The organism is Salinibacterium sp. M195 (assembly GCF_019443965.1).
GTDB lineage: Bacteria > Actinomycetota > Actinomycetes > Actinomycetales > Microbacteriaceae > Rhodoglobus.
This window is the reverse complement of record NZ_CP040814.1, coordinates 1,676,155-1,700,982: the sequence shown is the minus strand read 5'-3', so window position 1 is coordinate 1,700,982 and position 24,828 is coordinate 1,676,155. Positions and strand designations below refer to the sequence as shown.

Annotated in this window: 23 protein-coding genes and 1 tRNA gene; 8 read left to right on the top strand and 16 right to left on the bottom strand. The window is 59.8% G+C overall.

What is annotated here, in order from left to right:
* Positions 1-12: 12 nt before the first annotated feature.
* A complete protein-coding gene (locus tag FFT87_RS08155) occupies positions 13-480 on the bottom strand; it encodes a hypothetical protein (RefSeq protein WP_255558959.1) in 468 nt (155 codons plus the stop codon).
* Positions 481-548: 68 nt separating this feature from the next.
* Between FFT87_RS08155 and FFT87_RS08150 the strand changes: the two genes are divergently transcribed.
* Positions 549-1,370, top strand: coding sequence for a UbiA family prenyltransferase (locus FFT87_RS08150; protein WP_219948262.1), 822 nt, complete (start codon positions 549-551; stop codon positions 1,368-1,370).
* On the opposite strand, the gene FFT87_RS08145 is transcribed toward FFT87_RS08150, so the two are convergent.
* From FFT87_RS08145 to FFT87_RS14565, 4 genes are read right to left on the bottom strand one after another with little or no spacing between them, the layout of a single operon-like run.
* The gene (locus FFT87_RS08145; RefSeq protein WP_219948261.1) at positions 1,371-2,759 is read right to left on the bottom strand and encodes an MFS transporter; all 1,389 of its coding nucleotides are present in this window, start codon (positions 2,757-2,759) and stop codon (positions 1,371-1,373) included.
* A gap of 49 nt (positions 2,760-2,808) precedes the next feature.
* Complete coding sequence (locus tag FFT87_RS08140) at positions 2,809-5,358, bottom strand: RNA helicase (protein WP_219948260.1); 2,550 nt, start codon at positions 5,356-5,358, stop codon at positions 2,809-2,811.
* Between the two features lie 40 nt (positions 5,359-5,398).
* Positions 5,399-5,953 carry an EamA family transporter gene (locus tag FFT87_RS14570; protein ID WP_255558958.1) on the bottom strand — a complete coding sequence of 185 codons (555 nt, stop codon included), beginning with the start codon at positions 5,951-5,953 and terminating at the stop codon, positions 5,399-5,401.
* Complete coding sequence (locus FFT87_RS14565; RefSeq protein ID WP_255558957.1) at positions 5,911-6,291, bottom strand: hypothetical protein; 381 nt, start codon at positions 6,289-6,291, stop codon at positions 5,911-5,913. Before FFT87_RS14565 ends, FFT87_RS14570 begins: the two co-directional genes overlap by 43 nt.
* A gap of 105 nt (positions 6,292-6,396) precedes the next feature.
* Here FFT87_RS14565 and FFT87_RS08130 point away from each other — a divergent pair, with 105 nt between their 5' ends.
* A complete protein-coding gene (locus FFT87_RS08130) occupies positions 6,397-7,875 on the top strand; it encodes an SDR family oxidoreductase (protein WP_219948259.1) in 1,479 nt (492 codons plus the stop codon).
* Positions 7,869-8,108 carry a hypothetical protein gene (locus FFT87_RS08125; protein ID WP_219948258.1) on the top strand — a complete coding sequence of 80 codons (240 nt, stop codon included), beginning with the start codon at positions 7,869-7,871 and terminating at the stop codon, positions 8,106-8,108. The genes FFT87_RS08130 and FFT87_RS08125 overlap by 7 nt, the downstream gene beginning before the upstream one ends.
* Here the strand turns inward: FFT87_RS08125 and FFT87_RS08120 are convergent.
* The 3 genes from FFT87_RS08120 to FFT87_RS08110 are packed head-to-tail and all read right to left on the bottom strand — an operon-like array spanning position 8,092 to position 11,563.
* On the bottom strand, positions 8,092-10,059 hold the full coding sequence (locus FFT87_RS08120; protein ID WP_370628544.1) for an FAD-binding oxidoreductase: 1,968 nt from the start codon (positions 10,057-10,059) through the stop codon (positions 8,092-8,094). The genes FFT87_RS08125 and FFT87_RS08120 overlap by 17 nt on opposite strands.
* On the bottom strand, positions 10,056-10,751 hold the full coding sequence (locus FFT87_RS08115; RefSeq protein WP_219948257.1) for a 1-acyl-sn-glycerol-3-phosphate acyltransferase: 696 nt from the start codon (positions 10,749-10,751) through the stop codon (positions 10,056-10,058). Before FFT87_RS08115 ends, FFT87_RS08120 begins: the two co-directional genes overlap by 4 nt.
* A complete protein-coding gene (locus FFT87_RS08110; RefSeq protein WP_219948256.1) occupies positions 10,748-11,563 on the bottom strand; it encodes an SDR family oxidoreductase in 816 nt (271 codons plus the stop codon). Before FFT87_RS08110 ends, FFT87_RS08115 begins: the two co-directional genes overlap by 4 nt.
* Positions 11,564-11,673: 110 nt before the next feature.
* Between FFT87_RS08110 and FFT87_RS08105 the strand changes: the two genes are divergently transcribed.
* The 5 genes from FFT87_RS08105 to FFT87_RS08085 are packed head-to-tail and all read left to right on the top strand — an operon-like array spanning position 11,674 to position 17,340.
* Positions 11,674-12,474 carry a hypothetical protein gene (locus FFT87_RS08105; protein ID WP_219948255.1) on the top strand — a complete coding sequence of 267 codons (801 nt, stop codon included), beginning with the start codon at positions 11,674-11,676 and terminating at the stop codon, positions 12,472-12,474.
* Complete coding sequence (locus FFT87_RS08100) at positions 12,471-14,774, top strand: SDR family oxidoreductase (RefSeq protein WP_219948254.1); 2,304 nt, start codon at positions 12,471-12,473, stop codon at positions 14,772-14,774. The genes FFT87_RS08105 and FFT87_RS08100 overlap by 4 nt, the downstream gene beginning before the upstream one ends.
* A gap of 12 nt (positions 14,775-14,786) precedes the next feature.
* Positions 14,787-15,581 carry a ferritin-like domain-containing protein gene (locus FFT87_RS08095; protein ID WP_219948253.1) on the top strand — a complete coding sequence of 265 codons (795 nt, stop codon included), beginning with the start codon at positions 14,787-14,789 and terminating at the stop codon, positions 15,579-15,581.
* 55 nt (positions 15,582-15,636) lie between these two features.
* Complete coding sequence (locus tag FFT87_RS08090) at positions 15,637-16,131, top strand: cation:proton antiporter regulatory subunit (protein ID WP_219948252.1); 495 nt, start codon at positions 15,637-15,639, stop codon at positions 16,129-16,131.
* A gap of 9 nt (positions 16,132-16,140) precedes the next feature.
* Positions 16,141-17,340 carry a cation:proton antiporter gene (locus FFT87_RS08085; protein WP_219948251.1) on the top strand — a complete coding sequence of 400 codons (1,200 nt, stop codon included), beginning with the start codon at positions 16,141-16,143 and terminating at the stop codon, positions 17,338-17,340.
* Between the two features lie 4 nt (positions 17,341-17,344).
* Here the strand turns inward: FFT87_RS08085 and FFT87_RS08080 are convergent, their stop codons facing one another.
* The 8 genes from FFT87_RS08080 to nadD all read right to left on the bottom strand — a co-directional run bounded on the left by FFT87_RS08080 (position 17,345) and on the right by nadD (position 24,823).
* Positions 17,345-18,748 carry a DUF2130 domain-containing protein gene (locus FFT87_RS08080; RefSeq protein ID WP_219948250.1) on the bottom strand — a complete coding sequence of 468 codons (1,404 nt, stop codon included), beginning with the start codon at positions 18,746-18,748 and terminating at the stop codon, positions 17,345-17,347.
* 247 nt (positions 18,749-18,995) lie between these two features.
* Positions 18,996-19,072, bottom strand: a tRNA-Ala gene (locus FFT87_RS08075).
* A gap of 199 nt (positions 19,073-19,271) precedes the next feature.
* Positions 19,272-20,099 carry a MetQ/NlpA family ABC transporter substrate-binding protein gene (locus FFT87_RS08070; protein WP_219948249.1) on the bottom strand — a complete coding sequence of 276 codons (828 nt, stop codon included), beginning with the start codon at positions 20,097-20,099 and terminating at the stop codon, positions 19,272-19,274.
* A gap of 72 nt (positions 20,100-20,171) precedes the next feature.
* Positions 20,172-20,873 carry a methionine ABC transporter permease gene (locus tag FFT87_RS08065; RefSeq protein WP_219948248.1) on the bottom strand — a complete coding sequence of 234 codons (702 nt, stop codon included), beginning with the start codon at positions 20,871-20,873 and terminating at the stop codon, positions 20,172-20,174.
* Positions 20,870-21,859: a methionine ABC transporter ATP-binding protein gene (locus FFT87_RS08060; RefSeq protein WP_219948247.1), complete on the bottom strand. Its 990-nt coding sequence runs from the start codon at positions 21,857-21,859 to the stop codon at positions 20,870-20,872. The genes FFT87_RS08065 and FFT87_RS08060 overlap by 4 nt, the downstream gene beginning before the upstream one ends.
* Positions 21,860-21,991: 132 nt before the next feature.
* The gene (rsfS, locus tag FFT87_RS08055; RefSeq protein WP_219948246.1) at positions 21,992-22,381 is read right to left on the bottom strand and encodes a ribosome silencing factor; all 390 of its coding nucleotides are present in this window, start codon (positions 22,379-22,381) and stop codon (positions 21,992-21,994) included.
* Between the two features lie 37 nt (positions 22,382-22,418).
* A complete protein-coding gene (locus FFT87_RS08050; RefSeq protein ID WP_219948245.1) occupies positions 22,419-24,263 on the bottom strand; it encodes a hypothetical protein in 1,845 nt (614 codons plus the stop codon).
* Complete coding sequence (nadD, locus tag FFT87_RS08045) at positions 24,260-24,823, bottom strand: nicotinate-nucleotide adenylyltransferase (protein WP_255560135.1); 564 nt, start codon at positions 24,821-24,823, stop codon at positions 24,260-24,262. The genes FFT87_RS08050 and nadD overlap by 4 nt, the downstream gene beginning before the upstream one ends.
* Positions 24,824-24,828: the final 5 nt, after the last annotated feature.

Below are 24,828 nucleotides of genomic sequence, written 5' to 3'. Positions count from 1 at the left end.
TGCTCTGGCTCTCTAAAGCCAAGTGAGCGATGCAAGATCTTCGGCGGTGATGCCGAACTGCTCGGTGGCGTGAGCGACGGTTGAGCGTACGGCGGGCTCCGTTGCGTCTTTGCGCACCAGAACATCGATACCGGCAGGGGTAAGGCGAGAGCGGGCAAAGCGGATAACGATAATGCTGAAGGTGTCGTTTGCTCCGACAACGTGCCAGCGACTGGTCAACACTTTGAGCCAGCCTTGACCGCGCCAGACGAACTCGTCACCACGCAATCGGTCGGTTCCCACGATCGTTTTGGGCTCGCCTGCTTTTGTGGTGTAACTCACGGTGTCGGACAAGGTGAGTTCTTCACCCGCGACAGTGTCATAGGTAAATTCTGGGTCGTGACGCGTGCCATCAAGCCACATCGGAAAATTGGTAGCGACGACACTCCACGTGCCGGGGAGCCTTCTGGCAAGCACCGAGGCATCAAAAACTTCATTCACGTGATTAACATAGGTCACAGCGGCTGAGAGTCTGCGATGTCAGCACCGTGGCGCGTTACTCTTGCGGGATGGTTCACGCTCTTCTGCGGTCGTCTCACCCCGGACCGACAGTTGTTGTTTCTCTTATTGCCGCCGTTCTTGCCGCGGGTGTTGGCCTCGAACCCTGGCGAGTCGCCGTCGTGACTCTGATGATCCTCTGCAACCAACTCTCGATCGGGCTGTCAAATGATTGGTTGGATGCCGCACGCGATCGCCACAACCGACGGTTCGACAAGCCCATCGCCAGTGGAGAAATTTCGTCCGCTGTGGTTGCTGGAGTGGCAATCACCCTAGCGGCAACGTCGGTCGCCCTTTCCGCTCTGCTCGGACCGCTCCCCGCGGTCGCCCACGCAGTTTTCCTCGCCAGCGGCTGGCTCTACAACCTGGGGCTCAAGTCGACCGCCGCATCGGTAGTTCCGTACATCGTTGGTTTTGGTTCGCTGCCGGCAATAGTCACGTTGGCCGCCGACCCTCCCGAACTTGCTCGCTGGTGGGCGCTGTTCGCTGGCGCACTGCTGGGAGTAGCCGCCCATTTCAGCAACGTGTTGCCCGACCTTGACGATGACAGCGCAACCGGGGTGCGCGGCCTCCCCCACCGCCTCGGCGCGCGCCTCTCGGGGATCATCATCGCCCTCAGCCTGATTGCCGCACCGCTCACGATCGTTTGGGGCCCCGGGAACGATATCGGCGCTATCTCACTCGTTGGCCTTGCCATCACGTTCGTTCTGGCCGGTGCCAGCATCGTCCTCGTCATCCGAAATTCGATGAAACGGCTACTCTTTCGAATCACCATCGCTGCGGCGCTCGTGAGTGTTGCGTTGCTTCTGCTTTCCGCCCCTCAGCTGGCTTAGCTACGGGGCAATAATCGGAGCGGCCGACGTTGGTTCGTCCTCTGCATGACCAGAATTGCGGATGCCCACGAATGACACGACCGCGCCGCTAAAGAGCAGCGCTGCTGTGACCAGGACAACGCGGTGAAAGTTCTCCACGTTCAACGCGCCGACAACGATGACGCCAACAAGCGCGACGGTGACAAGGCTCGCGATTCGAGATACTGCGTTGTTGACAGCAGAACCGATACCGGCCTGCTGGGCAGAAATTGCGCCAAGGATCGCGGACGTTAGCGGAGCGACCGTGATCGACATCCCGACCGAAAACAGCACGACTCCAGGTAAAACCTGAGTGAAATAGTTGACGCTCTCTTGCATCGACAGGAACGTCACATAGCCGATACTCGCCAGCAACGGCCCAATTGTCATGAAAAGTCGCGGGCCATATTTGCCGCTCAAAGCGCCAAAGTACGACGACAACACAATGATGGCGATAGACGACGGGAGGAACGCGAGGGCGGCCTGAGTCGCCCCAAAACCTGCGACTTCCTGCAGATACACGACGACAATGAATCCACCGAGTGAAAGCCCTCCGTAGATGAAAAGCGTCGCGACGTTCCCCACGCTGAAGTTGCGCTGCCGGAACAGATCGAGGGGCAGCATCGGTTGCGCTGCCCGCTGCTGCCACCACACGAATGCGGCCAGACTAACTAATCCGACGACGAACGGGACAAACACTGCCGGACTTCCCCAGCCGTAATTCCCCTGCTCGATCAGGGCAAAGACCGGCCCGCCAAGTCCAACAATGCCCAAGACCGCGCCGAGATAGTCGATTCGGGTGTCTTTCTTCCGCTCATCCTTGTGCCCGAGCACCACCAACATCCAGAGCGTCACCGCGATCGGGAGTACGTTGATCGCGAACACGAGCCGCCAACTGATCAGGTCAACAAAGATGCCGCCCAAGAGCGGACCAACGATGAACGCTGCACTCGTCCACGCCGTCCACTGTCCGACGGCGCGCGCCTGAGCTGCGCCCCTAAAGGTCGACATGATGAGCGCGAGAGAACTGGGCACCAACAGTGCACCAGCGATTCCTTGGAATCCGCGGAGCACGATCACCAGTTCAGCGGTTGGCGCTATGGCAATGAGCAAAGACACGATGCCAAACGCGATCAGCCCGGTCCGCAAAATAACGATGCGACCAAACACATCAGACAGCGATCCTGCGAGCAAGATGAGCGAACCCAGGGTGATGAGATAGGCATCCACGACCCACTGCTGCGTGCTGAGTCCTCCGCCGAGTTCATCACGAATAGCGGGCAGCGCAACGTTGATAACGGAACCATCGAGGAACGCAACAAAAGACGCCAGAATGGCAATTGTCAGGATGACGCGTTGATCTCTAGTCACACCGCTAGTTAACACGATTGCGGCTGGTCGCTATTCCCCATCACGAGCACTAATCCAAGCGGTCGAATCCGGAGACGCGCACCACAGCGATGCCCTCAGCGGCAGATTCCGTGAGATCCACGGTCGCCGAAATTGCCCAATCATGGTCACCGGCCGGGTCAGCGATAATCTGCCGCACCTGCCACGAGCCCGGCATTTCTGTGATCACGATCATCGCGGGCCCACGGGCATCGCCGGCGGTTGACAGGGTGTCGTGCTCCTCGAAGTAGCGGTCGAGCGCCACACCCCACGCCTCTTCGTCGAAGCCAGCGGCAGCATCCAGCTCGCCGAGCGCAACAGCATCGTCGCGAGCTGCCAACTGAACGCGACGGAACATCTCGTTGCGTACCAACACCCGGAAAGCCCGAGCGTTCGTCACGACGGATGCAGGGGTCGGTGGCAGCACAGGCTCGCCACTCGTGGCGCTGTCTACTCCGTTCGTCATGGCCTCCCACTCGTCAATGAGGCTTGAGTCGACTTGACGAACTAGCTCGCCAAGCCACTCAATGAGGTCAAGGAGCTCATCAGTCTTCGCATCATCCGGAATCGTTTGACGCGTCGCTCGATACGCGTCCGAGAGGTACCGGAGCACTAAGCCTTCGCTGCGGGCCAGCCCATAAAATCCGACATAGTCAGCAAACGTCATGGCACGTTCGTAAAGATCGCGTACGACACTCTTGGGGTTGAGCTCGAAGTCGCCAATCCAAGGCTGACTCGCGCTATACATTTCGAAGGCCGCCGTGAGCAACTCGTCAAGCGGTTTCGGCCACGTGACTTCCTCGAGCAATTCCATGCGCTGGTCGTATTCGATGCCTTCAGATTTCATCGCTGCAACGGCTTCGCCCCGTGCCATAAATTGCTGCTGCGACAGAATAGGTCGCGGGTTGTCTAGCGTCGCCTCCAGAACCGAGATCATGTCAAGCGCGTAGGTCGGAGACTCGCGATCAAGCAAGTCGAATGAGGCGACTGCGAATGGCGATAGCGGTTGATTCAGCGCGAAGTTGGCCTGCAAGTCAACGGTGAGCCGGATCTCGACTCGCTCGTCGAAGCTCTCCACCTCTTCACCGTCCACGATGACGGTGTCTGAAATACGGTGCTCTTCGACGATTTCGGCAGTGCGAAGCGTGCGATAGATGGCGAGCGCTTGGCGGGAAAGGTCGCGCTGGCTTGGGCGCTGTTCATGGTTGTCTTCCACGAGGTGTCTCACATTGGCGAAAACATCGCCACCGCGGGCGACCACATTCAGGATCATGGCGTGGTTCATGCGCATATTGCTCGTGAGTAGTTCGGGCTCAGCGGCGATCATCCGGTCGAAGCTCGCTTCGTTCCAGGTCACAAAGCCATCCGGCGCTTTCTTGCGCACAAGCTTGCGCAGCTTCTTAGGATCGTCACCAGCCTTCGCCACCATCTTGGCGTTTTCAGACTCATGCTCGGGAGCTTGAGCGACTACCGTTCCGGCGGTATCGAAGCCAGCCCGGCCCGCACGCCCCGCGATCTGATGAAACTCTCGAGCGGTGAGCTGGCGCATCCGAGTGCCGTCGTACTTGGTGAGTTGCGTCAGCAATACCGTGCGGATGGGCACGTTGATTCCAACGCCGAGAGTGTCTGTTCCGCAAATAACCCGCAGTAGACCTCGCTGGGCAAGCTGCTCGACAAGGCGACGGTACTTGGGCAACATGCCCGCGTGGTGAACACCAATGCCTGATCGGATGAGTCGCGAGAGGGTTTTGCCAAACACTGTCGTAAACCTGAAGTCGCCAATAGCTTCAGCGATCTGGTCGCGCTGTTCACGAGTGACGACCTTGATGCTTGTCATTGCCTGTGCTCGCTCGAGAGCTGCCGCCTGCGAGAAGTGCACGATGTAGATCGGAGACTGACCGGTCGACAGTAAGTCTTCGACAGTCTCGTGGATTGGCGTGATGGCCCACGAGTAGTGCAGTGGCACCGGGCGCTCGACTCCGGTAATCAGGCTCGTTTCGCGGCCAGTTCGACGGCTGAGGTCGTCCGCCAACGGCTTCATGTCGCCGAGAGTCGCCGACATCAGCACAAACTGCACGTTCGGCAGAATCAGCAAGGGAACTTGCCACGCCCACCCGCGATCCGGATCAGCATAGAAATGGAACTCATCCATGACCACCTGATCGACCCGGGCATCCGCCCCCTCGCGCAACGCCAAGTTGGCGAGAATCTCAGCCGTGCAGCAGATGATGGGAGCGTCGGCGTTGACCGAAGAATCGCCTGTCACCATTCCGACATTCTGGGCACCAAAGATCTCGACAAGGGCGAAGAACTTCTCGCTCACCAAGGCTTTGATCGGTGCCGTATAGAAGGTGCGCTGGCCCTGCGCGAGTGCGATTGCGTGAGCGGCAATCGCCACGAGCGACTTACCCGTTCCTGTCGGAGTCGACAAGATGACGTTCGCCCCAGACACTAGCTCGATAACGGCTTCATCCTGGGCCGGATACAGACTCAGACCGCGATCGGATGCCCACCCGACGAATGCGTCATAGGTTGCGTCTGCGTCAAAGGGCGTCGGAAGCGCATCCAAAAGTGAGGCCATTGTTCAACCGTAGCTGGGTGACAGGGCTCACCGCGCCGAACTAGCTGAGCGCGAGCATGACCGAGGCCACCAGAGCGAGCCCCATACCTACAAGTTGGACCTTGGTGACCCGTTCTTGCAGCGTAAAACGGGCGAGAACGATCGTGGCAAGCGGGTACAGACTCACCAAGACCGAGACAACCGCCAAGCTTCCCGCTTGAAGTGCGAAGAGCACGAACGCATTTGAGGCTCCCACCAGTACTCCGCCGGCGGCGGCGAGCACCCGCGCCCGGCCAACGCTCACTACCGGCCCACCTTCTGGCTGATGATCGAACTGAGCAAAAAACTTGCGCAGCGGCGCGCTCAGTCGGGTGAGGGCAAGCAAGATCAACATTGCACCGAGCCCGACGAGGATCTCGACGACCGCTGTGGCGAGACCTGCGGATTCCGGTGCACGGTCGAGCGCAATGAGCGCGGTTCCCAGGCCAACGCCCGACACCAGCCCGACCACGATTGTTCGCGGCCGCACCCTCACCGCGGCATCGGATCGCGTCACAGAGACGAGTAGCGCACTCACGAGCGCGAGCGCAATCGCAATCCACGCCTGCGCCGGCAACTGTTCTCCGCTATCACCGCGAAAGCGACCGGCACCACGGCGCCGACAACAGCAATGAGGGGAGCGACAAGACTCATCGGGCCATCAGCGAGAGCCGCATAAAAGGTGAGCAACCCGATGATCGCGCTGACCCCGGCAACAGCACCCCAGACGATTGCGCCAGATTCCCACCGCACAGCCACAAATGGCAGCGCCGCGAACAGTGCAAGAGTCGCGAAGACATGGATGATCGTGGTCGCAGGAACAACGCGCAGCCGACGCGTACTTAGTCCCCCAAAGAAATCGGAAACACCATAGAAAAGGGAGCCAGCTAGAGCGAGCGCGACACTGACGATCATCCCGCCAGCTTAGGGCCAGCGCTGGCGGTCTGGTGCCCGTAGCGCCGCTGCGACATCATGTGGTCTGCGGGGCGAGACCAACCGTGCTCACGGGTAGAATTGGGTGTGCTCAATTCAAGCGACTCCCCCGACCTCGGCCCCAGTGGCCTCGATCCGTTGGAACTTGAAACGACCCTCAAGGTCTTGCGCCAAATGGCCGAGATCGACGACGAGCACCCTGACTTCGTGACAGTTCGACGAGCCACCGCGGCGATGTTCAAAGCGGTAAAGAAGGAACGTCGACTCGAGAAACGCGCCACGATTGCCGACGCGGATCGCCAAGTAATTGCGGCGACCGCTACCGGCGCTGCCGATCGAATTGATGATGAGACCCGTGGAATTCCGATCTCCACAAACACATCGACACCCTCGGCCGGCGAACTTATCAAGGCGCGCCCCTGCTACATCTGCAAGCAGCCCTATACAACGGTCGACTCGTTTTATCACCAACTGTGCCCGAGCTGTGCTGCCTTTAACCACGCTAAGCGTGACGCCCGCACTGATCTCACCGGCAAGCGGGCTCTGCTCACCGGCGGCCGCGCCAAGATTGGCATGTACATTGCGTTGCGACTGCTGCGGGATGGCGCGCACACCACGATCACAACGCGCTTTCCGCGGGATGCTGTTCGTCGCTTCTCAAGCTTGCCCGACTCTGCCGAGTGGTTGCACCGGCTACGCGTGGTCGGAATCGACCTCCGCGACCCCGCTCAGGTCATCGGGCTCGCCGAGTCGGTTGCGGCCCAAGGCCCCCTCGACATCCTCATCAATAATGCGACGCAGACGGTGCGTCGCTCCCCCGGCGCCTACCAGCCGCTCGTCGATGGCGAGCTGGCGCCACTGCCCGACGGCCCGCTGCCCGAGCTCACGACCTTCGGCCACACCAACGACCCGCATCCCCAAGCCCTCGCCCAGTCGGTGTCGGCTCACCCCATTTTGGCCGCGGCGGCAACGCGTGCAGAAGAACTCACCGAACAGGCAATGTCCGCTGGCTCGAGTTCGCTGGAACGGCTAGCTGCGGGAACTGCGATTGACGCCGGAGGGCTCGTTCCCGACCTTGACTCCGTCAATTCGTGGACCCAGCACGTCGATCAAGTAGACCCGCTTGAGATGCTCGAAGTGCAGCTCGCCAACACAACAGCACCCTTCGTCTTGATTTCGATGCTGCGCCCGTCGATGGCTGCGGCTTCTGGCCGCCGCAAATACATTGTGAATGTGTCGGCGATGGAGGGCGTGTTCGGTCGCGGCTACAAGGGTCCAGGGCATCCGCACACCAATATGGCTAAGGCAGCAGTGAACATGCTGACTCGCACCAGCTCTCGTGAAATGTTTGAGAGCGACGGCATTCTCATGACCAGCGTCGACACCGGCTGGATCACGGATGAACGCCCCCACCCCACCAAAGTACGGCTGGCCGAAGAAGGTTTTCATGCGCCGCTCGACCTCGTCGATGGTGCGGCTCGCGTCTACGATCCCATTGTGCGGGGAGAAGACGGCGAAGACCTGTTCGGCATCTTCCTCAAGGACTACGACAAGAGCTCATGGTAACGCCGACCGAATTCCTCAGCGCCACCACGAGTGGAACGCGCGTTGTCGTGCGTCACCTGATCGACGACGGGCGCGCGACCGATTCACTCGGGTATTTTCATCTCGCAGATGACACGCACTGCGTCGTCGCCACCAAACGGGGGCTCGAAATGATCGAGTTGGCGAAGGTGATCGCGGCTAAAGAAGTTCCGCCACCACCCGCACCGCGACCTCGCGCTACTTCTTCGGGCTAGCTTTCTTCGCTGTCGCCTTCGCGGCCGACTTCGCCGCTGGGACCTTCGCGGGTTTCTTCGCCGTTGGCTTTGCCGCTGGGGCCTTCGCGGGTGATTTCGCCGCTGGGGCCTTCGCTGGGACAGCCTTCTTGACCGCCGCCTTGGCGGCAGGCGCCTTCGCACTTGGGGCCTTTTTGGCGGGAGCAGCCTTCGTTGCCGGAGCAGTCGTCTTCGCCGAAGCAACCTTCTTCGCCGAAGCAACCTTCGTTGCGGGAGCAGCCTTCACTGGCGCTTCCGCTGCTTTCGCAGGGGTGACTTTGCCGGGGTTGAAGTTGCGTGCGGGGTCTGCAGAGTCAAACAAGCCCTGCATGACTTTGAGGCCCTCTGTCGAGATGTCTTGTTCAATCCAGGGCGAGTGTTCGAGCCCAACACCGTGGTGGTGTGAAATGGTGCCGTCGTTGTCGACAAACGACTGCTGAATGGCGCGCTTGACGGTGTCGTATTCGCCAAGGGGGTCATCGCCGAAAGTGAACGCGAACGTGAAGTAGAGGCATGCCCCCGAGTGGTAGGAATGCGACATGTGCGACATGATCCAGCCCGTGGTCCCGAGCGAATCGTAAGCGTCTTGGGCCGCCTTGTGCGCTGCCGAGTGCAGCTTCACAACTGACGACCACGGGGTTGCCGTTTCAGATACGTCGCCTGCTGCGCCCATGTCGAGCAAGAAGTCGCGCAGGTAGGGGGTGTCGAACTTTTTCTGGTCGTAGAGGATTCCGGGGCCCTTGCCGACGCCCATTCCCCCGTGCTTGGTTACGATCTTGTCGACGAGCTTCTTTTGGCGCTTCGCGTGAGCAACGCTGCCTTCAAAACCGATGAACGAGAGACAAATGTCGTCGAGGTTCCAGCCCTTGGCCGTCATGAGTTTCGGCAGCGCAGTGTCTGCGGTGAACTTGCTGAACCCCGTGCGACTCTTGCTCGTCGCGAGAGAAAAGCCGGTCTCTTTTGCATCAGAAATACGAGTGATGGATGGCGTGGCATCCGATTCTGAGATCGCCTGCATGGCGGCGATTCCTGATTTCCAGTTCGGGAAGAAGTAGGCATACACGTCGCGCTTGGCCGGAATTCGATGCACCTGCACCGTGACCTCGGTGATGACGCCGAGTCGGCCTTCACTTCCTAAGATCATCTCGCGCACGCTAGGGCCGCTCGAGGTGCTCGGCAGCGGACGAAGCACGAGCATTCCACCGGGGCGCACGACGCGCATTCCGCGCGTGATGTCGGCGATGTCGCCGTACTTGTCTGACTGCATTCCTGACGAACGTGTCGCGACCCAACCGCCAACGGTCGAGTGGGTAAAGCTGTCAGGGAAGTGCCCGATGGTCCACCCTTGGGCATTGAGCTGTTCTTCGAGATCTGGCCCTTGAGCGCCAGCCTGAATACGGGCGAGTCCGGCGTCTTTATCGATCGCGATAACCTCGCGCAGACGTCCGAGGTCGAGCGAGATGACAACGCGCTTCTCGGCCGCCATCGGCTCGAGGCTGCCTGCGATGTTACTGCCGCCGCCAAACGGAATGATGACCGCATTAGCTGCGACCGCAGCATCCACTACGGCTTGCACTTCGGCTTCATCGGCCGGGTACACCACCACATCCGGGCTGCGCTCGATTGCGTTGCTGCGGATTCGCACAAGGTCACGCAAGCTTTTGCCGTAGGTGTGGATGACGCGAACCATGTCATCGCGTGTGACGTTGCCTTCGCCGACGATCGCGCCAAGCTTCTTGGTAAACGCGGCCGTCGCTTTGCTCTTCGGAACATCGAGCTCGTCGAAGGACGGTTCGCCAGCACGCGTTGCGGAACCGAGGTCAAGACCAACGGCATAGTTGACGAACGGAGCGAAACCAGGCTTGTCTTCGTGATGGAAGCCCACGCCCTCGTTGCCCCAACCCCACCACTTCATGTGTTTGACAGAGGTCATCGTTTTCCCTTCGGGGTTGCGCTTGGCATGGGCTGAACAGTCTCGTGTAGATCGCGCACGATCTCAGCTAGTCGGGTTGAGAATGCGTCTGAAGTTTCACCTTCACGACGATGCTGCAACTCGCCAAAGACTACCGTGACGGGCAACCGACCTCGCTTTGGCCAGTTGACTCCGCGTGGCATCGCTGTCGTAGCTCCGACCAGAGCGATCGGCAGGCACGGAACCGCGGTGTTTATCGACAGTGCTGCCGCACCGGGTTTAAACCGGGTAAGCGCGCCCTCACGAGTACGACCACCTTCGGGAAAGATCAGTAATGGCACGCCGCGCTCCAGAAGCGCGCGCGATGCCCCGGCACGCTTACCTTCGGCGTTGCGCTCAATCGCAAAGGCGTTGAAAAAGAGCGTGGTGAGCCATTTGCGCCACCAGATTTCGAAGAAGTAGTCGGCTGCTGCGCCGGCAGCGAGGTAACGAGCCCGCCGCCGCGGGAGTGCGCCAATGATGAGCGGAGCGTCTAAATGGCTGGAGTGATTCGCGACCGCGATGAAAGGGCCGTCGTGGAGTTCGATGTGCTCAATTCCGCGCACGTCAACACGGACAAGGGACCACACCAGGGGCTTCAGCAGGCCCCGTTGCGCGACAAATCTCGCCGTCGCCATCGTTGGCGAAGTGAATCGGTCAAAATCGCGGGTCATGTTGTTGTCGAGTCCTTCACACCGTGTGATTCGGAGCCCTCGTCACTTCGGCTTGAAGAAATTTTGCCAGAAATCCAGCGAATTGTGCCTCGCGGCAAATGTCGAGCAAACCATCCGATGGCTCGGTACCGAACAGTAGGTATGGAAATTACTTTGCCGCGAGCCGCATCACGCAGCGCACCTCGCACGAGAGTGGCGGCATCCATCCAGAGAAAGTCGGGAATAGAGGAGGTGCGGATGCCCGCCCGCTCGTGGAACTCGGTCACAACCCACCCCGGCATGAGGGCCGTTACGGTCACACCGGTGTTACGCAGTTCGACTGACAGCCCTTGGCTGTATGAGGCAACCCAAGCTTTGATCGCTGAATATGAGCCCATCGTGACAAGGCTCGCGATGCTCGAGACGTTGATTATCGAGCCACTGCCACGCGAGCGCATTGTCCGACCGGCGGCACCGCCCAAGATGAGCACAGCGCGGCACATGACATCGAAAGCATGTTCGTGCACCGCGACAGCGGCTTCGGACGTGAGCGCCGCGTGTACTCCAAATCCGGCGTTGTTGACGAACAGGTCGAGAGGATGTTCGGGGTCAGTGAGACGGTCCACTACGCGCAGTACGTCACTGCGTCGGGAAAGGTCGGCACTGATCGTCTCCACTGAAATACCGTATTCGGCATGTAGCCGCGTCGCGGTGGAAGCGAGCCGCTCCTCGTTGCGAGCGACAATGACAAGGTCGGTGCCGGCCTGCGCAAGTTGGAGCGCGAATTCGGCGCCGATTCCTGACGTTCCACCGGTGATAAGCGCTGTTGCCATGGCGCCCACAATACGGCACCACCTCCGCAATAAAGGTGCTTTCGTGAGCGATCCGCGCCTAGAATTGGGTGAAGTCGCCACGCCATTCTTGCCTCGAGTGAAGGAGAACGATGCCTAAGAATCTTGAGGTTGCTCTCGACAGTATGTCCGTTCCGGCGCCCGATTTCGATGTGCGGGAATATGCAAACGAAGCCCAAGCGAGCTACCGGGACACGTTGAATTTAGAGTCCTACGCGTCAGCGCCGCTGACCCCAGAGACGATTCGCGCCCTGCGCTATCTTCAGGTTGTCGAACGCGGCACCATGACTCACTTGCGCAGCGTTCTCGTGACCGCAACCCACAAAGACTCTCGGGTTACCGCTTTTCTCATCACCTGGGCTTTTGAAAAGTATTGGATCGCGGATGCTCTTGATCAGATCATTCGCAGCCACGATGGCGCGGACGCCGACCGGGCTCCGTTCCGCACTCCCGTGGAACGAACAATCCGAGAATCGATCGTGGCCAACATTGTTGGCCTTCCGATGATCGCCGTGCACATGACTTTGGGCACAGTCGATGAATGGTTAATGCAGGCCGCCTACCGTCGCGTTCTCGAACTCGATCCGAACCCCCAGCTCACCGCAACGCTCACTCACATCGTGGCGACAAAATCACGTCAGCTTGAGTTCTTCGAAGCACAGTCTCGGCACCGCCTTGCCGAATCAACTCGGGCGCAGAAGGTCACACGCAAACGTCTCGCTAAGACACCGTGGCCGATCGGCGCCCGTGCTGAACCACGCAAGAACACTGACTTCTTCTTCGAGTATTTGTTTCGCAGTAAGCCTGAAACCATTCGTAGCATTGATGCACTCATCGATTCCCTCGATGGCCAGACCAACCTCAACCTCATGACAAGGGCAGCCGCCGTATGACGACCATAAAAGCCCTCTCTAACGAGCATGTATTCCTCACGGGAGCGACCGGTTTCGTCGGCCAGGCCATTCTGGAGCGGCTTCTTTCTAGCCACCCCGGCACCCGCATCTCGATTTTGGTTCGAGGTAAAGGGTCGACCAGTGGCGAAGGTCGCCTGACCAATTTGATGCGCAAACCTGTCTTTGCCCAGTGGATAGATTCCCTCGGCAAAGACGAAGCGCTTGCCGAAGTCGCACGCCGCGTCACCGTAATCGAAGGCAGCCTTACCGAGGTTGGCACGCTGCCCGACGACATCGACGTGGTCATCCACGGGGCATCGACGGTCTCATTTGATCCGCCGATCGATGAGGCGTTCGACACTAACGTCGGCGGAGCTACCGGCATCTACACGGCCCTACTTGAGAGCAAATCTCGGCCGCACGTTGTCCATATCTCCACGGCCTATGTTGGCGGCATCCGCAAAGGAATCGTTCCGGAGGCTGCGCTGACGCACGAGGTAGATTGGCGCGCCGAGTATGAGGCCGCCCGAACTGCCCGTGCCCGCGTGGAGTTCGAATCACGCCAGCCGGAAGCCTTGCGTGCTCAGCTCACGGCGGCCAAGGCTCGTCACGGCAAAGCTGGCCCGCAGGCAGTCGCGCAGTTCGCTGAGACCGCTCGCACGGAGTGGGTGCATGATCGCCTCGTTGACTACGGCCGCATGCGCGCAGAGAGCCTCGGCTGGACCGACGTGTACACGTTGACGAAAGCATTCGCCGAGCGCGTTGCTGAAGAGATGTGGGCTCAGGCCGGGCATCGACTCTCGGTCGTTCGTCCATCGATCATCGAGAGCGCACTGCATCACCCCTTCCCCGGTTGGATCGACGGCTTCAAGGTAGCCGACCCGCTCATTCTGGCGTACGGCCGCGGCCAGCTTCCCGATTTTCCCGGACTTCCCGACTCGATCCTCGATGTGATCCCTGTTGATTTCGTCGTGAATGCGACGCTAGCGGCGGCGGCCACGAAGGCCGATCCGGCAGCGCCGAAGTATTATCACGTGAGTTCTGGCGCGAGCAATCCGCTGCCGTTTCACCGCATGTACGAAAACGTCAATGCGTATTTCACTGCCAATCCGCTTCCCGCGGAAGACGGCGAAATCAGCGTGCCACTGTGGCGATTCCCCGGCGGCCTGCGAGTAGAAAAGGCACTCGTGAAGCGTGAGCGTCAAGCTGCCCGCGCTGAGCGAGTTATCACGCGCATGCCGACAACGCCGCGCACTCGCCGGTGGCTCGATGAGGTCAAGAGCGGTCAACATCAGCTAGAAGTTCTGCGGGCGTTCACCAATCTCTATCGCGCCTACGTGCAAACCGAGATCATTTTTGATGATGCAAACACTCGCGAGTTGCTGGCGTCGTTACCCAAGAAGACGCCAGAAAGCGCGCGTTTCGATGTCACGGATATCGACTGGGAGAACTACTTTCAGCAGGTGCACTTCCCGGCCATCACAACGCTCACCCGAGCGTTCGCGAATCGGCCGACGGCGAAAGCGCGCACCGTACGCCGGCTGCCCGAACGCAGCGATGTCGTCGCCGTGTTCGACCTCGAAGGCACCGTCGTCGATTCCAACCTGGTCAAGCAGTACCTCTTGCTCTGGGGCGGCACCGTTCCGCGCTCAAAGGTCGTGCACGACCTCGCGAACTTTACGTTCTCGCTTCGCAAATACTTGCGTGCTGAGCGTCGTGACCGTGGCGAGTTCATCCGCACGTTTATGCGTCGCTATGAAGGATTCAAGATCGTGGAGATCGAGCGGATGGTGCGCGGCAGCTTTGGTCGAGCCATGATGCGTCGAGTGATGCCGGATGCGCTACTCCGTGTTCAGGAGCACCGTAATGCTGGACACCGCACCATATTGGTCACGGGCACGATCGATCTCATGGTGACGCCATTCTTGCCATACTTCGACGAGGTCGTTGCCGGACGCATGCATGAACGCGATGGTGTGCTGACCGGATTCTTGGCTGACCCTCCGCTTGTGGATGAGGCTCGCGCCGCCTGGCTGCGGCACTACGCCGAGCTCAACGGCATCAACCTCTCGCAGTCTTACGGCTATGGCGACAGCCACGCTGACCTCATGTGGTTGCAACTCGTGGGAAATCCCAGCGCGGTAAACCCCGACGTCAACTTGTATAAGCACGCCCAAGAGAAGCGCTGGAATGTGCTCGATTGGAAGCGCCGCGCCCCCAACTCCCGCATCCCGCGCCCGCGTGACGCTGCGGCTGCGAAACAGGAAGGAGAGGAACAGAACTCGACGTCGTCGAGCTAGTTCCCACACCTCATGGCATTTGATATCGATCGCTATACGTCCACCTCGAAGAAGGTTCAGTGGGGCGACCTCGACTTCTCCGAGTTTCAGCGCAACCCGCTGCCTGATTCGACTCTTCGCAGCCTGCGCTACATGGCCGATGTCGAATATCACACGGTCTGCTACCTGCGCGATCTGCTTGTCACGCCCTCTCACAAGGAGGTTGATGTGAGCGCATTCATGACGATGTGGAACCGCGAAGAGTTCTGGCATGGCGAGGCCCTCGCCAAAGTCTTGGGGGCTCACGAAGTGACACTCGATTATGACGAGCTCAAGGCGACCCGCCTCAAACTGGGATGGAAGGACCGCCTTGATCCGATCAAGCAGTCCGTTCTGGGTAACGTCATTGGCAAGGATTTCATTGCCGTGCACATGATTTGGGGCGCCGCGAACGAGTGGTCGGCTGTCGCCGCCTACAACCGTCTCGCAGACATGGAAAAGCATCCGGTTCTGTCAGAATTGCTGCGCCGCATTGCTAAGCAAGAGGCACGTCACGTTGCCTTTTATGCGACTCAGGCCCGCGAGCGTTTAGCGAAGAGCAAGAAGGCCCAGGTTCTCGCTCGTCTCGCACTGAAGGGCGCGTGGGGGCCAGTGGGATCGAGCATCATGCCCGCCGAGGAAGTCACTCACGTGATGGGTCACCTTTTCTCTGGTCAGGAAGGTTTGCGCGAGATCCGCAAGCTCGACGAGCACATTTCGCGCATGCCCGGCCTTGAAGGCCTGACCATTGTGGAGACCTCCATGAAAAAGTACGGGGTTGCGGCTTAAAGGCGTAGGCTGCTCGCTGGACTATTGGCCACTAGTGAATTGGTAAGTTGGAGCCGTGGGCGTAAGAATCGAACGAATTGACCTTCCCGGTTTTGGCGTGCGTAATGACGTCATCACCACGTCAGGATGCCGCGTCAGCGTGGTGTCGCTGCGGTCTGGAGAACGCGATCTCGCTTTCTTCAACGCGGATGACCCTGACTCGAATGCCGCGTCAATTTCTTTAAGCGATGACGAAGCTGCAGCCATTGCTGAAGTTCTCGGCTCATCACTCACGCTGAGCCGCTTGTCGGTGCTCGGCGAAAAGGCCGAGGGCCTATTCACGGAAGAGATTTCTCTTCCCCGTGGTTCTGGCTTTGTCGGCCACCCTATGGGCGACATGAAGGCCCGTACTCTCACGGGTGCATCGATCGTTGCTATCGCTCGCGACAATGATGTCATTGCGTCTCCTGGTCCCGAGGTTGTCTACGAGCCCGGTGACGTGATCGTCGCAGTCGGAACCCGCAAGGGTCTTGACGCGCTCAGCAAGCTCATCAATAGCGGCCCAAGCTAAGGCTCGCGTATGCACGAGACGACGCAGCTACTTATCGAGGTTGGCGCTCTCCTGCTCGTGCTTAGTGTGCTTGGCAGAGTTGCCGCACGCTTCGGTTTTTCGGCGATCCCGCTGTACCTGCTCGCCGGTCTCGCCGTCGGTGAAGGCGGACTTCTTCCGCTCCAAGCCAGCGAAGAGTTCTTCGTGGTCGGGTCGCAAATTGGCGTGATTCTGCTGCTTGCCATGTTGGGCCTTGAGTACTCCGCAGAAGAGCTCATGTCGAACCTCAAGACATCTCGACTTTCTGGCATCTTGGATGGCGTATTCAACGCCATCCCCGGCGCTCTCTTTGCGATCTTGTTGGGCTGGGAGCCCGCCGCGGTTGTTGCTCTCGCTGGAGTGACGTGGGTGTCGTCCTCCGGGGTTATCGCCAAGGTAGTACGAGATCTAGGTCGCCTCGGTAACCGCGAGACTCCGGTAATTCTGTCAATTTTGGTGATGGAAGACCTCGCCATGGCGTTCTACCTGCCGGTGTTGTCCGCGCTCGTTATCGGGGCTGGGCTACTGCAAGGGGCCATTACTGTGGCGATTGCCGTTGCTGTCGTTGTCACCATCCTCTACGTTGCACTGCGCCACGGACGCTTCCTGTCGCGGCTGCTTCCCGACAAGAATGCGGAAGCACTCTTGCTCGGCGTTGTGGGGCTCACCATGCTCGTCGCTGGCCTTGCCGAGGGCGTCAATGTCTCGGCCGCAGTCGGTGCCTTCCTCGTCGGCATTGCGATCTCCGGGCCAGTGGCTCACCAGTCCGCCCAGCTCATCACTCCCCTGCGCGATCTGTTCGCCGCCGTCTTCTTTGTCTTCTTCGGGATCTCGACCTCGCCAGCAGACATCATTCCCGTGCTGCTTCCCGCCTTTGGACTCGCAGTGCTGACGATCGGCACAAAAACCTTCTCCGGCTATAGGGCCGCGAAGCGCGCCGGGATCGCCGCGCCCGGTCGTTGGCGCACCGGTTTAGCGCTCACGCCGCGTGGTGAATTCTCCATCGTGATCGCGGGGCTCGCAGTCGGTGCTGGCATCGAACCGATGCTCGCCCCGCTCGCCACCGCCTATGTACTCATGACGATCGTGGCCGGGCCGCTACTCGCTCGCGTACCCGACACAGCGTGGTTCAAGGCTCGGGTGCGCAAGCCGACCGCTGCGCCACCGACGACGCCGGTCACTACGCGCTAGTCGCCTAATCAGCGACGTGTGATTCACCGAGGTCAGAAAACTTCTTCGTCATCGTGGGGTTACCGCGCGTCAGTTTCTTGATGGTGACATCTTGCGCTTTGTCGTTGGCGAGTCGAAGGTTACGGTTCGTTCCGAGAAGCGCCTCCCGTGTCTTCTGCAAATGGTCGATCGATTTGTCGATCTCGTCGATTGCGGTCTGAAATTTGCGGGAAGCGAGGTCAAAGTTGCGTGCGAATCCCGTCTTGAAGGAGTCGAGTTCTTCCTCGAAATTCGTGACATCGATGCTCTGAGCCTTCACGAGTGCGAGTTCTGACTTGTACTTCAGCGAGTTCAGCGCAGCGTTTCGGAGCACCGTGATCATCGGTAAGAAGAACTGCGGCCGAACAACATACATCTTCGGGAATCGGTGCGACATATCGACGATGCCCGAGTTGTAGAGTTCGTTGTCTGACTCAAGCAGAGACACCAGAACCGCGTATTCGCAGCCTTTCTCGGTGCGGTCCTTGTCGAGCTCTTTCAGGAAGTCCTCGTTCTTGTGTTTAGACGCGGTCGTGTCAGATTCATTCTTCATTTCGAACATGATCGACACGATCTCGGTGCCCGACTCATCCGCTTCTTTGAAAATGTAGTCACCCTTGCTGCCGCTTCGAGCGTCGTTGTCTTTCTCAAAGTAGGCGCGTGGGAATGCCGTGGCACGGATCTGATTGAACGTCGTCTCACAGTGCTGCTCGAGCGTCTCCCCGACCATCTTGGTCGAGAGCCGAGCTTTCATGTCGCGCAGGCGCTCGATCGCGTCATCGCGGTCCTTGATCTGCGTCTCGTACTTATCTTTCATCGACGTTTCTACGAGCTTCATCTCAAGCTCTACCCGCTCAAGACTGCCCTTGAGCCCATCACGCTCCTTCTCCACGGCGCCGACCGCTGCTGACAGTGCGAGCTTCTGTTCGGAGTCACTTGCCTGAAGCTTCGACTTCAACTCGTGAATCTCCAGCTCTTTCGCTGCCGTGGCCTGATGAAGCTCACTCAGACGCTTGGCCTCAGAAAGTTCGGCGGCTGTCTCCCGCTCTCGCTTGGCCTTCTCTAGCTCATTCGCGAGAGCATCCCGCTCCCCCTGCACTGCGCTCAGCGCTTCTGAAACAGCAAGTTTCTGCGCTACTGCGCCGGAATCGAGTTTCGCGGTCAACTCCTGAATAGCCGCATCCTTCTTCGCTGCTTCCACCTGTAGTGCCGTCGCGACTCTGGCCTCAGCGAGTTCTATCTCCGCCTTTTTCGCGCTCTCGGCTAGCTCAAGCCGCTCATGGAGGGCGCCCTCGAACTCGCTGTCGCGGACCTGCTTCACGATGTCGGCATAGCCAGCCTCATCGATAGTGAAAGCCTTATGGCAGTGCGGGCAGGTGATCTCGTGCATGGGTAAGGATTCCGTCCATCTCAGCCTTCGGCGGCCACTTCCCAGCCCACTGTAACTGCGTAAGAACTATCTGAGGCCGGTCACATCATTTCCGCTCAGGTTAGTCGCTGCGGCACCGCCGCGGGAGCCCCCGCACGGGGCGGCAGCGAAGATCTTCACTGGCCCAGAAGAACCGGCAATGAAGCAGCCAGTGCTCACCGCGACACGACACGAAAAAGCCCCGCAATCTTTTGATTACGGGGCTAGATGGTGGATCCAAGGGGATTCGAACCCCTGACCCCCTGCATGCCATGCAGGTGCGCTACCGGGCTGCGCCATGGACCCATCTGCTGTGTTCTCTCACGAAAACGCAACTTGTCAAGATTACTACACGCTCAGCACATCCGACACCATCTGAGCGATTCCGAGCCGAATGTCTGCGAATATTTTGGTGAAAGAGTGAAGGGCGGCCAACATCCCGATGGATATCGACCGCCCCTCTCACTACAGAGTGCAGTTCACGCCAGGCGCGATTGCCCTGCGACTAGGAAACGGGGATAACGAGTCCGTTGTAGAACTCGTTGATGTACGCCTTGGTCTCGTCAGAGGTCAATAGTTCGTAGAACTTGACCACCCGGGGGTCGCTCTTGAGTTCATCGCGCGTGACGAGCGTGTTGTAGTACACGCTCGAAGTGCCCTCGGTGACGAGCTGCAGGTCACCGGAGAGCCCAGCAGCACCGGCGTAGTTGAAGTTCACGATCGCCGCGTCCTGGTCATCGAGAGCCGAAGGCAGGCTCGCTGCGTCGATCTCAATGAAGTTGTAGTCGTTGGGGTTGTCGGTGATGTCCGAAACGGTCGACGGGGCGTCCGTGGTTTCGATGAGGCCGGCATCTGCAAGTAGCAGAAGGGCACGGCCTTCGTTGCTCGCATCGTTGGGCAGCGCGATGTTCGCGCCATCCTTGAGGTCAGCAAGCTCGTCAACCGTCTTCGAGTAGAGCGCCAGCGGCGGAAGGTAAACCTGGCCGACAACGAAGAGGTTGTCATCCGTGTTGTCGTTGTACAGGTCGAGGAACGGCTCGTGCTGGAACAGGTTGACGTCGAGGCTGCCCTCGCTCAGTGCGGGGTTAGGCGTCGTGTAGTCGGTGAACTCAACGATGTCGAGTTCGAGGCCAGCAGCCTCAGCCTGTCCGCTGTCGACGACGAACTGGACGATCTCGCCAGCCGGTGTTGCGGTGGCGCCGACGGTTAGCGAACCGAGCGTGCCGTCAGTCGGGGCTGCTTCTTCAGCGGGAGCCGAGCATCCAGCCAGAGTAAGAGCGAGCACGCCAGCGGCGGCAACGGTAGAGAGTGAGAAGAATTTGGAGCGTGACATAACTAATCCTTTGGTGAAGGGTGAAACGAATGTGGTTAGTAAGAACTACGTGGGGGTGAGCCGCCGACTGCGTCAGCGGTGAGACATTCGGTTGGCCAGGCGGGCGCCGACCACTTGAACGATCTGCACAATCGCCACCAACACGATGATGACCGCGACAATGTGGATGACGCTGTAGCGCTGGTGTCCATAGCGAATAGCAACATCACCCAGACCTCCACCACCGATCGCGCCCACAATGGCGGAGTAGTTCACAATCGACACCACTGTCGTTGTAAAGCCACGGATGAGGCCAGGAACAGCCTCGGGAATGATGACCTTCGAGACGAGCTGCCAACGCGTCGCGCCCAGCGAGTGACCTGCCTCGACGAGTCCCTCGTTGACCTCGCGCAGTGAGATCTCCACTATGCGTGCATAGAACGGTATGGCGGCAACGGTGAGTGGCACGATTGCCGCAGAAACGCCGAACGCCGAACCGAGCAGCAAGCGCGTGAAGGGGATGAGCGCGATCATCAAAATAATGAACGGGATCGAACGGCCGAGGTTCACCACCGTTTGGGTGATGACGTTGATGATCCGACCGGCGATTACGCTGCCGAACGGACGCTCAAGGATTCCGCCGCGGTCCGTGACGACCAGCAGCGTACCGAGCGCCAGCCCGATCACGAGGGTGATGAGCATCGTGACGCCCACCTGATACAGGGTCTCCCCTGTTGCCTTCAGGAGGGTTTCGAGCAGCTGCGGCCAGAAGCCGGGAGCGTTGGAATCAATCATCGTCCGCTCCTCACAATCTCAACAACGAGCCCTTGAGCGCGCAGGTCGGCGATCGCGGCGGTGTGTGCCTGGATCGAGCCGGGAAGTTCAAGGCGGGTGCGCCCGGACTGGGCACCGCCGATAGTTTCGATCGCAGCGCCGAGCAAACCGACATCAAGCTGGTGGGCACGAGCCAATTGGGCCACAACGGGACGCTCCGACGAGAGCCCGACGAACGTGACATCGATCACCGTGGAGTTGCCCTCCGGCAGTTCACCGAGCGGGAACAACCCCCGGGCGAGCTGTGAACCGGGCTGAACAAGCAAATCTACGAGACGGCCGTGCTCGAGAATACGACCACCGCTCATGAGCGCCGCAGAATCGCAGATGCTCTTGACGACATCCATTTCGTGCGTGATAAGCAAAATAGTGAGTCCGAGCTCTTTGTTGAGACGGCGAAGCAACTGCAGAATCGACTCGGTAGTCTCGGGATCGAGCGCGCTTGTTGCCTCATCACTGAGCAGTACACGCGGTCGTGATGCTAGAGCGCGGGCGATGCCCACTCGCTGCTTCTGACCACCAGAAAGCTGCGCCGGGTACTGCTGAGCTTTCTGTTCGAGGCCGACCAGTTCAAGAATCTCGTTCGTGCGGCTGGTGCGCTCACGGCGGCTGACCCCAACCACTTCGAGCGCAAGCTCAACGTTGCCCCGCACGGTACGGCTGTCGAGCAAATTGAACTGCTGAAAGACCATGCCGATCTCACGGCGTGCGTGAAGGAGCTCGCGGTCGTTCAACGCCGTCAATTCGCGGTCAGCGACGGTGACGGTGCCAGAATCGGGCCGCTCGAGAAGGTTGACAGCGCGGATGAGCGTGCTTTTGCCCGCGCCGCTCTGCCCAATGACACCGAAGATCTCGCCGCTGGCGACGGAGAGACTCACGTCGTCGAGGGCGCGAACCTGGTTGGCGTCGTCACCGAAAGTCTTGGTGACGGAAGATAGCGTAATCATGAAACCCCAGAGAAAGTTGGCGACTCGTGATGAACCGCCGCGGGGTCTAACTGCCCAGCTAGATCAAGAAAACCAGCACATCCGCGCGCACACAAATTAGGTTACGAAGTGTGAAGTAAAAAGCGAAACAGACTAAACAGCGTCTGCTTCTGGCGCGGCGTTCGCCGTGATCTCGATCGGCAGAACGGGGCAATCACTCCACAAGCGCTCGAGGGAGTAGTAAAGGCGATCTTCTTCGTGGAAGATGTGCGCGACGACGTGGCCGAAGTCGAGGAGAATCCAGCGACCCTCCGCACGCCCTTCACGGCGCATCGGCTTGGAGCCTGCCGCGATCATCTTTTCTTCGATTTCGGACGCGATCGACTGCACGTTGCGCTCGTTGCGACCAGTCGCAAGGAAGAAGATGTCGGTGTAAGGCGTAGGACCGGTGACATCGAGTGCGACCATATCCGTCGCCTGCTTGGCATCGGCAGCGTGCGCGACGATTGAGAGTAGCTCGATAGAACGAGGAGAAGCAGTCACAGGATCCTTAATCGGAAATAAAGCAAAGAGGTAAACTCTACAACATGTTGAAGGCGAATGCCGCCACAAGAAGCCCGGCAACGACAACAGCCATTGACGATGCAGAAATCAGCAGTACCGTCAGCGCACGAGTGCCCTTCGGCTTCTGCGTCTGAGTCACTGACTGATTCGAGAAGGTGCTCACGGCTTTAACCGCACGCACCGGCGCCGAGTCAGTCGACACCATATCGCTGTCGTTGAGGTCGAGCAGAGAATCGATGTCAGCATGATCGAACCGGTCGGAGACGCCGCTTGCCGAGAGGGTATGGGGCAAATCGATGGAGCCGGTGAGTACTGCTTCACCCTTTGAGTTCAGCGGTCCGCGGATGTCGGTTGCAAAAGGAATAGCCGGCAACACTAGTGCGCTTGTTGCGCTTGTTCCGCTGCTAATCGTTCGCGAACTGACGGAGTTGTTCGGCTCCTCTTCCACCGCGGCCTGACGAGACCAGTGGCCAACGGGAATGAGCTTCAACGCTGAGGAATCGATTTGAGGAACATCGGTCTTGAGCGCGGCGACGGCGGGAGCAGCATTCAGCGCTGCGTTCGGCGCTGCCGGTGCGCTTTTCGCTTCAGCGTCGCCACCGGGGCCAACTTGTGCTGTCGGAAGCACGCCGTCGAGTCGTTTGCGAGCCTGCTCGTCAAATTCCGCACGCGCATTACTGAGGTTTGTTGGCGCAGCCGCGGAGGCCTCCGTAGGAGCTTCGGCTGCGGGTTCAGGGGCAAGCCCAAGAAGCCCGGCCAGCGATGCTGCCGATGTCGGCTCTGGGGCTGTCTTTGCCCCCGCCCAGTCAGCGGCCAACGCGGGCGCAGCAGAATCCTTATCTGCAGAACCGGTGGAGGCTGGAGAACCAGCGGCGGCGGAACCCGCAGGGTCGCTGAAGTCCAGTTCGGCGACGGATTTTGCTGGGGTTGAGTCGCTCAGACGATCTACCAGGGGCGAACGAGGTGTCTCGTTGGCTGCCGGGTCGTTTGCGGATCCATCGGCGTTCGCGAGCAGCGACTCAAAGGCGCTGAGGGCATCTTCTGCCGCAGCGTTAGCTGCCGCAGCTTCGGGAACAACTGCGAGGGGGTCGATGAGGGCTGGCGGCTCAACGTAGGCCGCAACCTCTGGCTCGACAGTGAGCGCGCTCGATGACGGAGGCGTAGAAGCCTGACCAGCAGATCCCGAGTACGGGTAGTGCGCAACGGCATCCGCATTCTCGTTGGCCGGAAGGCTCTTGACCTCAGCAGGAGCGACCGAGTTAACGGGGGGGAAACCACGAGCCGGCACAACTGGCTCGGCAGCGGAATCCGTTTCTGCCGGAGCTGGCTCGACCGATGCTTCTGGTGATGCAGTCTCAGCAGCAGGCGACTCGGCATCCTGACGGGCGCGAAGCTCTCGGAGTTCGCGACGAGTCAGAGTTCGCTCGGGCGTACCGTCGTGGGACATCGCAGGCTCTGCGGCATCTGACGAGTTGTCTCGGGCCGCGGTCTCGGTCTCGGCTGACTTGGCGGCAGGAGTGGCTACTGGCGGAGGTGGTGCGAACGTCGAATTCTGGGTCTGCGGCGAGGGCGGCGGCGCTGCGCGGTACGCGGCATCCTTCGAAGGGCTCGACGACGCTGGGGCAGCCGGAGCGTCAAAGACGGCAGGCGCTACAGGAGCTGCTGATGCTTCAGGGGCGGCGGGCGCGGCAGGCTGAGCTTCGGCCTCGCTTTGCGCGGGGTGATCGGCGTCAGTCTTCGTGGTGTCTTGCGAGGGGAAAGTCGTGAAGCCCTCTACCGTAGGCTGATCGTCGGAAGCTCGCTCGCGTTCACTCTGACGTGCCGCGCGGCGAGACTGCGGCGGGTCGTGAAAAGTGGTCATGAAATACTCCGATACAAGTGGTGCTTGGCGATGTACTGAACGACACCATCCGGAACCAAATACCAAACCGGGAAGCCCTGGCTAACCCTGGTTCGGCAATCAGTTGATGAGATCGCAAGCGCCGGCACTTCCAACGAGCTTACGCCTTGGGCAGGTAAACCACTAATGGTTAACGGGTGTCCTGGCCGTGAAACTGCTATGAAATGGGCAAGAGACCACACCTCAGAAACGTCTTTCCATTCCATGATCTGGGCCATGGCATCCGCACCCGTGATGAAGAACAGGTCAGCGTCGGGGTAGGCCTGACGCATGTCACGCAGAGTATCGATCGTGTACGTGGAGCCTTCACGCTCAAGGTCAACCCGGCTGACGTTGAAGCCAGGGTTGGCGGCTGTCGCGATGACGGTCATCAGATAGCGATGCTCGCCAGCGGTGACCGTCGACTTCATCCACGGCTTGCCCGTAGGGACGAAGACCACCTCGTCGAGGTTGAACTGCTGCTGAGCTTCGCTCGCCGCTACAAGGTGACCGTTGTGGATGGGGTCGAACGTGCCACCCATGACAC

What these genes read in the sequence shown, in the direction of transcription:
- FFT87_RS08150 (WP_219948262.1), top strand. Translation starts at nt 549, where the DNA reads ATGGTTCACGCTCTTCTGCGGTCGTCTCACCCCGGACCGACAGTTGTT.
- FFT87_RS08140 (WP_219948260.1), bottom strand. Translation starts at nt 5,358, where the DNA reads ATGGCCTCACTTTTGGATGCGCTTCCGACGCCCTTTGACGCAGACGCA.
- FFT87_RS14565 (WP_255558957.1), bottom strand. Translation starts at nt 6,291, where the DNA reads ATGATCGTCAGTGTCGCGCTCGCTCTAGCTGGCTCCCTTTTCTATGGT.
- FFT87_RS08125 (WP_219948258.1), top strand. Translation starts at nt 7,869, where the DNA reads ATGGTAACGCCGACCGAATTCCTCAGCGCCACCACGAGTGGAACGCGC.
- FFT87_RS08120 (WP_370628544.1), bottom strand. Translation starts at nt 10,059, where the DNA reads ATGACCTCTGTCAAACACATGAAGTGGTGGGGTTGGGGCAACGAGGGC.
- FFT87_RS08115 (WP_219948257.1), bottom strand. Translation starts at nt 10,751, where the DNA reads ATGACCCGCGATTTTGACCGATTCACTTCGCCAACGATGGCGACGGCG.
- FFT87_RS08110 (WP_219948256.1), bottom strand. Translation starts at nt 11,563, where the DNA reads ATGGCAACAGCGCTTATCACCGGTGGAACGTCAGGAATCGGCGCCGAA.
- FFT87_RS08105 (WP_219948255.1), top strand. Translation starts at nt 11,674, where the DNA reads ATGCCTAAGAATCTTGAGGTTGCTCTCGACAGTATGTCCGTTCCGGCG.
- FFT87_RS08100 (WP_219948254.1), top strand. Translation starts at nt 12,471, where the DNA reads ATGACGACCATAAAAGCCCTCTCTAACGAGCATGTATTCCTCACGGGA.
- FFT87_RS08095 (WP_219948253.1), top strand. Translation starts at nt 14,787, where the DNA reads ATGGCATTTGATATCGATCGCTATACGTCCACCTCGAAGAAGGTTCAG.
- FFT87_RS08085 (WP_219948251.1), top strand. Translation starts at nt 16,141, where the DNA reads ATGCACGAGACGACGCAGCTACTTATCGAGGTTGGCGCTCTCCTGCTC.
- FFT87_RS08080 (WP_219948250.1), bottom strand. Translation starts at nt 18,748, where the DNA reads ATGCACGAGATCACCTGCCCGCACTGCCATAAGGCTTTCACTATCGAT.
- FFT87_RS08070 (WP_219948249.1), bottom strand. Translation starts at nt 20,099, where the DNA reads ATGTCACGCTCCAAATTCTTCTCACTCTCTACCGTTGCCGCCGCTGGC.
- FFT87_RS08065 (WP_219948248.1), bottom strand. Translation starts at nt 20,873, where the DNA reads ATGATTGATTCCAACGCTCCCGGCTTCTGGCCGCAGCTGCTCGAAACC.
- FFT87_RS08060 (WP_219948247.1), bottom strand. Translation starts at nt 21,859, where the DNA reads ATGATTACGCTATCTTCCGTCACCAAGACTTTCGGTGACGACGCCAAC.
- FFT87_RS08050 (WP_219948245.1), bottom strand. Translation starts at nt 24,263, where the DNA reads ATGACCACTTTTCACGACCCGCCGCAGTCTCGCCGCGCGGCACGTCAG.
- nadD (WP_255560135.1), bottom strand. Translation starts at nt 24,823, where the DNA reads ATGGGTGGCACGTTCGACCCCATCCACAACGGTCACCTTGTAGCGGCG.